Annotated in this window: 8 protein-coding genes; 1 reads left to right on the top strand and 7 read right to left on the bottom strand. The window is 67.2% G+C overall.

What is annotated here, in order from left to right; genetic code table 11:
• Nucleotides 1-434: 434 nt before the first annotated feature.
• The 6 genes from OO306_RS27080 to OO306_RS27055 are packed head-to-tail and all read right to left on the bottom strand — an operon-like array spanning nt 435 to nt 7249.
• Entirely contained in the window at nt 435-2069 is a 1635-nt protein-coding gene (locus OO306_RS27080) for a BatD family protein (protein WP_265970321.1), read from the bottom strand.
• Nucleotides 2066-3784: a tetratricopeptide repeat protein gene (locus tag OO306_RS27075; protein WP_265970320.1), complete on the bottom strand. Its 1719-nt coding sequence runs from the start codon at nt 3782-3784 to the stop codon at nt 2066-2068. Before OO306_RS27075 ends, OO306_RS27080 begins: the two co-directional genes overlap by 4 nt.
• On the bottom strand, nt 3781-4857 hold the full coding sequence (locus tag OO306_RS27070) for a VWA domain-containing protein (RefSeq protein ID WP_027596695.1): 1077 nt from the start codon (nt 4855-4857) through the stop codon (nt 3781-3783). Before OO306_RS27070 ends, OO306_RS27075 begins: the two co-directional genes overlap by 4 nt.
• The gene (locus OO306_RS27065) at nt 4850-5344 is read right to left on the bottom strand and encodes a DUF4381 domain-containing protein (RefSeq protein ID WP_027596694.1); all 495 of its coding nucleotides are present in this window, start codon (nt 5342-5344) and stop codon (nt 4850-4852) included. The genes OO306_RS27070 and OO306_RS27065 overlap by 8 nt, the downstream gene beginning before the upstream one ends.
• On the bottom strand, nt 5341-6285 hold the full coding sequence (locus tag OO306_RS27060) for a DUF58 domain-containing protein (protein ID WP_027596693.1): 945 nt from the start codon (nt 6283-6285) through the stop codon (nt 5341-5343). Before OO306_RS27060 ends, OO306_RS27065 begins: the two co-directional genes overlap by 4 nt.
• A 4-nt stretch (nt 6286-6289) precedes the next feature.
• Nucleotides 6290-7249 carry a MoxR family ATPase gene (locus OO306_RS27055; RefSeq protein WP_027596692.1) on the bottom strand — a complete coding sequence of 320 codons (960 nt, stop codon included), beginning with the start codon at nt 7247-7249 and terminating at the stop codon, nt 6290-6292.
• Between the two features lie 229 nt (nt 7250-7478).
• On the opposite strand from OO306_RS27055, the gene OO306_RS27050 reads away from it, so the two are divergent.
• Nucleotides 7479-8795: a DUF2235 domain-containing protein gene (locus OO306_RS27050; RefSeq protein WP_265970319.1), complete on the top strand. Its 1317-nt coding sequence runs from the start codon at nt 7479-7481 to the stop codon at nt 8793-8795.
• Here OO306_RS27050 and OO306_RS27045 read toward each other — a convergent pair whose 3' ends face one another.
• Entirely contained in the window at nt 8796-9971 is a 1176-nt protein-coding gene (locus tag OO306_RS27045) for a benzoate/H(+) symporter BenE family transporter (protein ID WP_369124844.1), read from the bottom strand. It abuts the gene before it with no gap.
• Nucleotides 9972-10172: the final 201 nt, after the last annotated feature.

Here is a 10172-nt window from a genome sequence, read left to right as displayed (position 1 = left end):
CCCCCCCCCCCCCCCCCCCCCCCCCCCCCCCCCCCCCCCCCCCCCCCCCCCCCCCCCCCCCCCCCCCCCCCCCCCCCCCCCCCCCCCCCCCCCCCCCCCCCCCCCCCCCCGCCGGCGCATCGCGGGCGGGGGCGCATGTCTTGAGTTTTGCAGTGCCTATGAGATCGAGCGCCGCCCGCGCGGCGCTTCGCAGCACAAGGCTGCTCCCACATTTGTTTCGGGCCAATTAATCCTGTGGCATAGGCGCGCGGCCCCGTGGTGCCCACGTTGATATCGAGACGGACAAACAAGGCGGTCGCGCGCAGATTTCCCAGGCCTCACTGGCCCGAAACAAATGTGGGAGCAGCCTTGTGCTGCGAAGCGCCGCGCGGGCGGCGCTCGATCTGATAGGCGCTAAAAATACCCATGTCATGCACCCCAACCTCACCCCCCCCTCATTTCGGATACAACGGCGGCAAGCTCCCTGTCTCCCCCGATGGCAGCAGCACCTGCTCAGCCGGCGGAATCGTCCCGATCGCTCGCCACAAATCCTCACCCTGCCAATACTGGCCACTCTCGCTGTACAACGCCCCGTTCAACCCATCCAGCGCATCGGACAACGGCACGAACCGCGCAGCCATCTCCGCCAGGGTCTCCGGCTGCTGCCGCGCCCAGGCGTCCAGCGCTTGGCGTGTGGTCTGGGGGTCGTTGGCCTGGCAGGCGCGCTTGAGGTCGTCCAGCAGCGTGCGGGGGCTTGGGCCTTGTTGCGCGGCGCGCAGTACCGCGGGTTGTGAACGGGCACGCCACCACAAGGCGAAGCCCAGCAATGTGGTCAGGGCAAACACCAGCGTCGCCAGCTGCCACGGCCACAACAGGCTATTGCCCGCACGGGTGTCGCCGACCGGCGTGTCGGCGCTCAGGGCCGGGTTGTCCTGCACGCTCAGGGTGCGCGCTGGCAGGCTGGTGTGCTCCAGGTGGTCTTCGCGGGTGTTCCACCAGGCCACCTCCAGCGCTGGCAAGGCCAGTTCGCCGCTGTGGGTCGGCACCAGCGCTTCGCGCTCTTCGCGGTTGGCGGTCATACCGCGCTCGTTGATTTCGTTGCGCAGCAGCGGCTGGTCGGGGTAGCGGCGCAGGCCGGTGATTTCGGTGGCCGGCAGCGGTGGCAGCTGGGTGCTGGACAAGCCGTCGGCGCGCAAGGTGATGTTGCGGGTGAGCGAATCACCGATCTGCGTCTGCTGGCTGCCCGGGTCGGGGTTCCAGTGTTCTTCAAGGGTCAGGCTGCGTGCCGGCAGCCAGGGCGCACCGGCCGGCCAGGCCGCTGGAATCGGGCGCACGTCCAGGCGCAGGGGCAGCGAGCTGACCTGGATCTGGCGGCCGGCACGCGGGGCGGCCGTGGCGGATTGTTCGTTGTCGGCGCTGGCAGCCGCGGTGGCGGTGAAGGTCAGCGCCGGCACTTCGAGGCTGCCACTTTGCTGCGGGTAGACGGCATAGCGGGTTTCGATCACCCCGTGGCGCACGCCGTTGATTTCTTTCTCGTAGGTGCGCGACTCGCCCAGTGGCTCGACCTTGGCGTTTTCCAGCTGCAGTGGGCTGAGGCTGCTGTCGTCATACAGCGCCACCGAATGGTAGATGCGCAAGGTCAGCACGGCCTGGGCCTGAACATAGACCTCGTTGCTGTCCAGGGTCGCCTCGATGAACACCTGGGAGGCGCTTTCCTGGCGGCTGGCATCGGCTTGCAGCACTTGCAGGTCGATGGCCTGGCTGCGCGACTGGCCCAGTTGCAGCTCCGGGATGCGCAGGCTGCCGCTGCGCCGTGGCAGCAGGGTGATGATCCAGCGGGTGCTGGCGCGGGTCTCGCCATCGAGGGTGTGCAGGCTGTTCAGCTGGCGTGTGCCACGCACTTCGAAGTCGCCTTCAAGGGCACGCAGGTCGGGTTTGCCGAACTGGGTCACGTCCTGGCTTTCGAGGGTCAGTTCCAGGCTTTCGCCGGCCTCCAGGCGGGTACGGTCGACGCTGGCTTGCAGCATGGGCTCGGCCTGGGCCATGAAGGCCCATGAGACACCGAGCAGAAAGACGCCGAAGCGACTCATCGTGAATTGTCCTGATGCAATTGCTGTTCATACCAGAATTTGCGCCGCAGCAGCTCCGCCGGGTTGTCGGGGATCTCCCGCAGCCATTGTTCAAGGGCCTGACGCTGTTCGGCGTCGAGGTTGGTCGACACCGGGCGTTGGGGGGGCACGGTGACGTTGTCGTCGGCGCCCCCCTGGTTGCCGGGTGTGGCCTGGCTGTTGGTGCTGCCTTCGCCGGGTTCTTCGGCGTTGGCGGGTTCGTCATTGCCAGGGGTGCCCTGGGCCGGGCTGCTGGCCGAACTGCTGTTGCCTTCGGTTTCGCTGCCGGGTGTGCCTTGGGCCTCGTTGCTGGCGGGTTGTTCTTCGGCCTTGGCCTCGCGCTGTTGCAGCAGTTGCTGGACCAGTGCCTGGTTGTCCAGTGCCGGTTGCAGGTCGGGTTGGCGCTCCAGGGCCTGCTCGTAGGCATCCAGGGCGGCTTCCAGCTCGCCACTGCGGGCCAGGGCATTGCCTCGATTGTAGTGGTCCGCTGCCGTGTTGCCTTGTGAGAATGCCTGGGCGGCTCCGGCGTAATCGCCGGCCTGGTACAGCGCCATGCCGCGCCACTGTGGATTTTGGAAATGCCGTGCGGCGCTGGCCGGGCGGTTCTGTTCGAGCATGCGCTGGCCCTGCTGGTCGGGGCGCAGCCACAGGTCGTTGAACTCGAAGGCCTGGCTTGGCTGCGGCAAGGCCAGTAACAGGGGCAGGCAGAACAGCCAGCCGCGACGACCGGCGCAGGCCGCCAGCAGTAACAGCGGAATCAGCAGCCAGTAACCCTGGTCGGCCCAGCTGTCCAATTGCAGGGTCTGGCCGTCGCTGCGTGCGGTGCGCGGGGTGTCGAACAGGCCCAGGCCGCGCAGGTCGAGGTCGTCGACCCGGGCATTGCGGTAGCGCCCGCCGGTGCCGCTGACAAATGCCTTGAGGCTGGCGCTGTCCAGGCGCGGCAGCAGAATTGCGCCTTGGTCGTCTTTAAGGAATTCGCCATTGGCTTGTCGCACCGGTGCCCCGTCTCGGCTGCCGATGCCCAGCATCAGCAGGCTCGGGCCCTGGCGGCCGAGGGCCTGCGTGATGCCCTCGCGCTCCGCTGCGCTGAGCGAGGAGCCGATCAGCAGCAGGCGCCCTTGCCCCAGGCCGCTCTGGGCCAGCAGGGCCAGGCCTTTTTGCACGGCCAGGTCGGCGCGCTGGCCGGGTTTGGGCATGATCGAAGGGTCGATCGCCTCCAGCAGGTTGCGGGTGGTGCCCAGGTCATCGGACAGCGGCACCAGGGTGTGGGCGGACCCTGCGTAGACGATCAGCGCGGTCTGGCTGTCGTGGCGGCGTTCGAGCAGGTCGAGGACCTTGCGCCGGGCCTGCTCCAGCCGGTTGGGCGGGCTGTCCTCGGCGAGCATCTGTGGGGTCAGTTCGAGCAGGATGACCAGCGGGTCGGCAGGGCGCTGCCGGCTCTCTTCCACGCGCTGCCAGCTGGGCCCGAGCAGGGCCAGCACCACCAGCGTCCACGCCAGGCCCAGCGCCACCCAAGGCAGTTTGCTGGTGCTGCCGCTGCCGCCCCCGAGCAGCACGGCGTGGAACGCGGGCGGCAGGATCATCTGCCAACGCCCGGCGCGTTTGCGTCGGTGCCACAGCTTGAACAGCAACCAGCCGAGCAGTGGCACTACCAACAGCCAGAGCGGGCGCAACCATTGTGGCCACAGGTCGATCATCGCCGTTTCCTCAGGCGCAGGCGTTTGAGGCGCTGGCGCCATTCCGGGTGCGGCTGCAGAAAGCGCGGTTTGCGCAGCAGGCGCTGCAAGCGGTTGTCAGGCCACTGCACGGCCACCACCAGCAGCACGCTGAGCAACAGTGCCAGGGCCAATGGCCAGGCGTACAAGGCCTTGGCGGTGCGCGCCTGGGTTGGCTGCTGAGCCACTGGCTCCAACTGGTCGAGGGCGTCGCCGATGGCGTTCAGTTCGGCGCCGTCGTGGGCGCGGAAGTAGGCGCCGTGGGTCAGCTCGGCAATTTCCTTGAGCGAGGCTTCGTCCAGGTCCAGGCTCGGGTTGAGGCCCAGCAGGCCGGGCGTGCCGCTGGCCTCGGGGTTGGCGCCGATGCCGATGGTATAGATGCGCACGCCTTCCTGGGCGGCCAGGCGGGCGGCGGTCAGTGGGTGGATCTGCCCGCCGTTGTTGGCGCCGTCGGTGACCAGCACCAGCACGCGGCTTTGTGCCGGGCGCTGGCGCAAGCGCTTGACCGCAAGGCCGATGGCATCGCCGATGGCGGTGTTCTTGCCGGCGATGCCAATCTGCGCTTCGTCAAGGAAGGTGCGCACGGTACGCCGGTCGAAGGTCAGCGGCGCCTGCAGGTAGGCCTGGCTGCCAAACAGGATCAGCCCAACCCGGTCGCCCTCGCGGTCCTGAAGAAAGTCGCCAAGCAGCGCCTTGACCAGGTCGAGGCGGCTGATTTCGTCGTTCTTCCACTGCATGTCGGGGAAATCCATGGAGCCGGACACGTCCACCGCCACCAGCAGGTCGCGGCCGCTGGCGGCCACCGGTACCGGGTCGCCGAGCCATTGCGGGCGGGCCGCGGCCAACAGCAGCAACAGCCAGATGATGACAAAGGGCGCCTGCTGGCGCCAGGTGGGCAGGTTGAGCCGTGCCCGGCGCCCGGCCAGGCCTTCCAGCTCGTTCAGGAAGCCCACTTTGAGCACCGGCTCGCCACTGTCAGCGGCTGGCAACACCAGGCGAGCCAGCCACGGCAGCGGCAGCAGGGCGAACATCCACGGCCAGGCCAGTTCAAACATGCTTGCGGATCCAGGTTTCGACGGCCTGGCTAAGCCCGACGATGGCTTTGTCGTCGAGCTTACACTCAGGCTTGTAGGCGCCTTCGACCAGCACCATCCAACGCGTGAGGCCGGCGGCCGGGCAGCGGTTGTCGAGAAACGCCAGCCACTGGCGGCCGTTGAGTGTATGGCTGTTGGCGCCCGGGTAGTGGCTGCGGCACAGGCGCTTGAGCAGGGCATTGATCTGTTGCAGCCAGGCACCGGCCGGGGCGCCGTCATACGGGCGTGGCAGCTGGGCAAGTTCGGCCAGGGCGGCCACGCGTACCGGGTCGAGCGGTTGCTCGGCGCGCACGATGCGGCGTTTGCGCGGGCGCCAATGGCGTACGCGCCACAGGCCCCAGGCAAGCAGCGGCAGCAAGGCCAGCAATACCCACCAACCCGGTGCCGGTGGCCACAGGCCGACTGCCGGCGGGGCAATCAGCGGTTGCAACTGGTCCAGCGGGGTCATTTGCTGCTCCCCGGGCGCTGGGCGTTCAGGTATTCGCGCAGTTGCTCGATCATCTCGCTTTGCGTACTCAGCGGCATCAGCACCACGCGCAGCTTCTGTGCCATCAGTTCCCAGCGGGCGATACGTGACTCGGCCTGCTGGCGGTAAGCCTGGCGCAAGCTGGCGTCGAGGGTGTCGAGCTCCAGTTGCGCGCTGCGCTGGGCGAAGCGCAGCAGGCCGGCTGCGGGCAGGGCATGGTCTAGCGGGTCGGAGACCGGCAGCAGCAACAGGTCGCAGTGGCGCGAAAGCATGGCCAGGTGCTGTTCGACCTGGTCGGTCAGCGAGCGCTCGTCGCAGATGACGATCGCCAGGCTGCCAGGGCGCAGCACTTCACGCGCCCGGCGCAAGGCCAGGCCCAGGCTGTCGGCCTGGGGCGTGGCTTCGGTGTGCAGCGCCTGGTTGACCTTGGCCATGCGGTTAAGCAGCTGCAGCAGGCTTTGCTTGCTGCGCCGGGGTTTGATTTCGTGGTGCTCGTTGTCGCCAAACACCAGCCCGCCGATGCGGTCGTTGTGGCCCAGTGCCGCCCAGCCGAACAGGGCCGCAGCCTGGGCCGCCAGCACCGACTTGAACATCAGCCCCGAGCCGAAGAACAGCCGCTGGCTCTGTTCGACCAGGATAAAGATCGGCCGCTCGCGTTCTTCATGGAACAGCTTGGTGTGCGGCTCCTGGGTGCGGGCGGTGACCCGCCAGTCGATGTTGCGCACATCGTCGCCAGCCTGGTACACGCGCACTTGGTCGAAGTCCACGCCGCGCCCGCGTAGCTTGGAGTGGTGCAGGCCCACCAGCGGGCTGCGCTGGCCGGGCCGGGAGAACAGCTGGATTTCGCGCACGCGGTGGCGCATGTCGATCAGCTCGGCAAGGCCGATGCGGATGCCGGGTTCGGCCAGCTGCGCGGTGGGCATGGGGTCAGGCAACGGCGACGACGTCGAGGATGCGCTGGACCACGCGGTCCTGGTCGATCCCCGCAGCCTCGGCCTCGAACGACAGGATGATGCGGTGGCGCAGCACATCGAACAGCACTGCCTGGATGTCCTCGGGGCTGACGAAGTCGCGCCCGGCCAGCCAGGCGTGCGCACGCGCGCAGCGGTCCAGCGAGATCGAGCCGCGCGGGCTGGCGCCGTAGGCGATCCAGTCGGCCAGTTCGGCGTCGAACTTGGCCGGCGTGCGCGTGGCCATGACCAGTTGCACCAGGTATTCCTCCACGGCATCGGCCATGTACAGGCCGAGGATTTCCTTGCGCGCGGCAAAAATGGCCTGCTGGCTGACCCGGCGCTCGGGCTTGGTCTCGCCGCCCAGTGCCTCGCCGCGGGCCTGCAGCAGGATGCGCCGTTCCACCGCTGCGTCGGGGAAGCCGATTTTTACGTGCATCAGGAAGCGGTCGAGCTGGGCTTCGGGCAGCGGGTAGGTACCCTCCTGCTCGATGGGGTTCTGCGTGGCCATGACCAGGAACAGCGGTGACAGGTCGTACGTGCTGCGGCCCACGCTGACCTGGCGCTCGGCCATGGCTTCGAGCAGCGCCGACTGGACCTTGGCCGGGGCGCGGTTGATTTCGTCGGCCAGCACCAGGTTATGGAAGATCGGCCCCTGCTGGAACACGAAGCTGCCGGTTTCTGGGCGGTAGATTTCGGTGCCGGTAATGTCGGCCGGCAGCAGGTCGGGGGTGAACTGGATGCGATGGAACTGCGCCTCGATGCCTTCGGCGAGTTCTTTGATGGCTTTGGTCTTTGCCAGCCCGGGGGCGCCCTCGACCAGCATATGGCCGTCGGCCAGAAGCACGATCAACAGCCGCTCGACCAGCTTTTCCTGGCCTAGGATCTGGGTGGAAAGAAAGGTGCGCAGCGCGATCAGCGCTTCACGGTGTTCCATCGGCGACGGTTCCTGGTATTGGGCCGCAGGCGCGCTGGGAACAGCTGCCTCGGCAAGGGGTGATACTTTAATCTATCCGGGGGGGTGGCGACCAATGGCGGCTGGCAAATTTATCCAGGCCGTCGGGCGTGGGCTTGTCGACAAGTCCTGCGCAACCTTCGGCGTCGGCTGATAGTCGGCCGCTGTGCCCTGGCGCTTGCTGATGCTCTTTGAGCAAGCAGGACGCAGGATGATGCAAACCCACCGCAGTACCTTCGATACCCCTGCGCCAACGACTTTGCGCGTTGGCGTGTTCTTTGATGGCACCGGCAACAACCTGGGCAATGCCACGGCGGCGGGCCAGGCTGCGGCGCCGCTGGCAGGTACCAGCTACGGCAATGCCTGGAGCAATGTGGCCTTGCTGCATGCGCTGTACCCAGCCCCCGGCAGCCCTGCGCCGGGCGCGATGGCCTTTCTCAAGCTGTATGTCGAGGGCATCGGCACCACCGCGGGGGCGGCGGACTCCAGTTTTGCCTCGGCCACCGGGCGTGGGCGTACCGGCGTCGAGGCGCGCGTCGCCGAGGCCGTGACAATGATTGCCGACCAGTTGCGCGGCTGGTGCTCGGCGTATCCGCAGTCGCGGCTTGCGCGGGTCGAGCTCGACCTGTTCGGGTTCAGCCGTGGCGCCGCTGCCGCCAGGCACCTGGCCAATGTGCTGTGTGATGAGGCGAGCAACCTGTTGGGCACCTCGTGTGCTGTGTGCATCAATTTCATTGGCCTGTTCGACACCGTGGCGGCCATCGTCGCGCCGTTGCAGGGGGACTTCGACCCCGCTGACGCTCGCCACGGCGGCTTGCGCCTGGGCCTGGGCAAGGGCATTGCGCGGCACGTGGTGCAATTGGTGGCCGGTGACGAGCGCCGGCATAACTTCCCGCTGGTGCGCAGCGAGGGTGACATTGTCGTGCCGGGCGTGCACTCGAACATTGGCGGGGGCTACCTGCCGTGCATGCTGGAGCAGGTGCTGCTGTGCAAACCGCAGTCGCAGCGGGTGCCTGTGCGCACAAAAGCCGAATGCACCCGTGCCTACTCGGCGGCCAGCGCCTTGCTGACGTCGGCGTTTGCTGAGTTGGGCGAACCACGGCCGCGGGTGCTGACCTGGGAGCGGCCGATTGCCGGCGGCAAGCCGGACGAGGCGCAAAAGCAGGTGTATGCGGCGGTTTATCGGGAGAGGGGCGTGGCCGGCCATCTTTCCCGGGTGTACCTGAGCATCATGCGTGAGTTGGCAGTGCGTGGTGGGGTGCCGTTTGCCGAGTTGGGCGGCGATGAAGCCCATCGGCTGCCCGATGACTTGCTGGACATCAGCCGCAAGCTGCATGGCTTTGCCTTGGGTTCCCGCCCCGACGCCGGCCTGACCGAGGACGAACAGCGCCTGCTGCGCGACAAGTACATCCACACCTCGGCGCACTGGAACCCCGTGAAGGGCCTGCGCAACAGCACGCTGGACGTGCTGTTCGTCAATCGGCCTGGCGAAGCGGGGCGGGTGGAGCATGTAGACCCGATGGTGTGATTACGGCTGAGTACGTTTGAACCCAGGGGCGCGCCCGTTCAGTACCGCGTAGGCCAGCAGGCCGATGACCAAGCCCCAGAAGGCCCCGCCGATACCCAACAGGGTGATGTTGGCGGCGGCTGCAAGAAAGGTGATCAGCGCGGCTTCGCGTGACTTCGCGTCGGCCATTGCACTGGCCAGGCTGGTGCCAATGGTACCCAGCAGCGCAAGGCCGGCGAGGGTGGTGATGAAGGTGGCAGGGAGTGCCATGAACACGCTGGCAAGCGTGACGCCGAATACCCCCACAAGGATGTAGCAGACCCCTGCGGCGATCCCCGCGATCCAGCGTTTGGCCGGGTCTTCATGGGCTTCCTTGCCGGTGCAGATGGCGGCGGTGATGGCCGCGAGGTTGAACGCGTGCGAGCCGAACGGCGCCATGAGCAAGGAGCCCAGGCCGGTGACTGCGACAATCGGGTTGGCGCTGGTCTTGAAACCGTCGTTGCGCAGCACCAGCATACCGGGCATGTATTGCCCGGTCAGGGTGATCAGGAACAACGGCAGCGCGACGCTGAGGGCCGCATTGAGGGTAAAGGCCGGGGCAGTGAACACCGGTGTCGCGATTTCCAGCGTCAGTTGCGAAAGGCCGGCCTTACCCTGGATCAGCAGGTAAGCAAGGCCAAGGACGAGGATGCCTACGACTGCGTAACGGGCAGTAAAGCGTTTGAACACCGCGTACGCCACGATGAGCAACCCGGCCAGCACCGGGTCGACCGACAGGCCGGCAAACGCGCCGATGCCGAACTGTAAAAGAATGCCGGCCAGCAGCCCTGCCGCGACCCCGGCTGGGATGATCCGGACCAGCCTTTCGAAGTACCCGGTCAGGCCCAGCACTACGAAGCCGGCAGCGGACAGCAGGTACGCGCCAATGGCCTCGGCATAGGGCACGCTGGCCAGTGCCGTGACCAGAAACGCGGCAGCCGGGGTGGACCAGGCCGTTATCAAGGGTTCACGGCTGTACCAGGACAAGACAAGCCCGGTGATACCTACCCCGATCGACACCGCCCAGACCCATGACGAGGTCAGCTCCGGGCTTAGCCCGGCGACCTTGGCTGCCTGGAACACCAGGATGAACGTGCCGCCGTAGTTGACGATGACCGAAACCAAACCGGCGATGGCGGGGTGCAGGATGTCGGTCAGCCCAAGCGATGCCGATGGGTGTTGAGCAGGCGTTGTCACAAGTGGCCTCCGTGCTTATGTGATTGATGAAAGTCCGTGTAGTGAACAAGGTCGGCATTCAAGGCGCTCCCACAGATAACATCGATATTGTGGGAGCGGGCTTGTCCCGCGAATGGGGCTACGCGGTGCATGGCACCGGCTTCGCCGGTGTTCGCGGGGCAA

The sequence above is a fragment of the Pseudomonas sp. DCB_AW genome, from assembly GCF_026240895.1.
GTDB lineage: Bacteria > Pseudomonadota > Gammaproteobacteria > Pseudomonadales > Pseudomonadaceae > Aquipseudomonas > Aquipseudomonas kermanshahensis.
The sequence above is the reverse complement of the archived record's forward strand: the minus strand, read 5'-3'. Positions and strand labels throughout refer to the sequence as shown.

Bases quoted from the DNA above. Each gene is read 5' to 3' on its own strand.
- OO306_RS27065 (WP_027596694.1), bottom strand. From the start codon at position 5,344: ATGACCCCGCTGGACCAGTTGCAACCGCTGATTGCCCCGCCGGCAGTC.
- OO306_RS27075 (WP_265970320.1), bottom strand. From the start codon at position 3,784: ATGATCGACCTGTGGCCACAATGGTTGCGCCCGCTCTGGCTGTTGGTA.
- OO306_RS27080 (WP_265970321.1), bottom strand. From the start codon at position 2,069: ATGAGTCGCTTCGGCGTCTTTCTGCTCGGTGTCTCATGGGCCTTCATG.
- OO306_RS27055 (WP_027596692.1), bottom strand. From the start codon at position 7,249: ATGGAACACCGTGAAGCGCTGATCGCGCTGCGCACCTTTCTTTCCACC.
- OO306_RS27070 (WP_027596695.1), bottom strand. From the start codon at position 4,857: ATGTTTGAACTGGCCTGGCCGTGGATGTTCGCCCTGCTGCCGCTGCCG.
- OO306_RS27060 (WP_027596693.1), bottom strand. From the start codon at position 6,285: ATGCCCACCGCGCAGCTGGCCGAACCCGGCATCCGCATCGGCCTTGCC.
- OO306_RS27050 (WP_265970319.1), top strand. From the start codon at position 7,479: ATGATGCAAACCCACCGCAGTACCTTCGATACCCCTGCGCCAACGACT.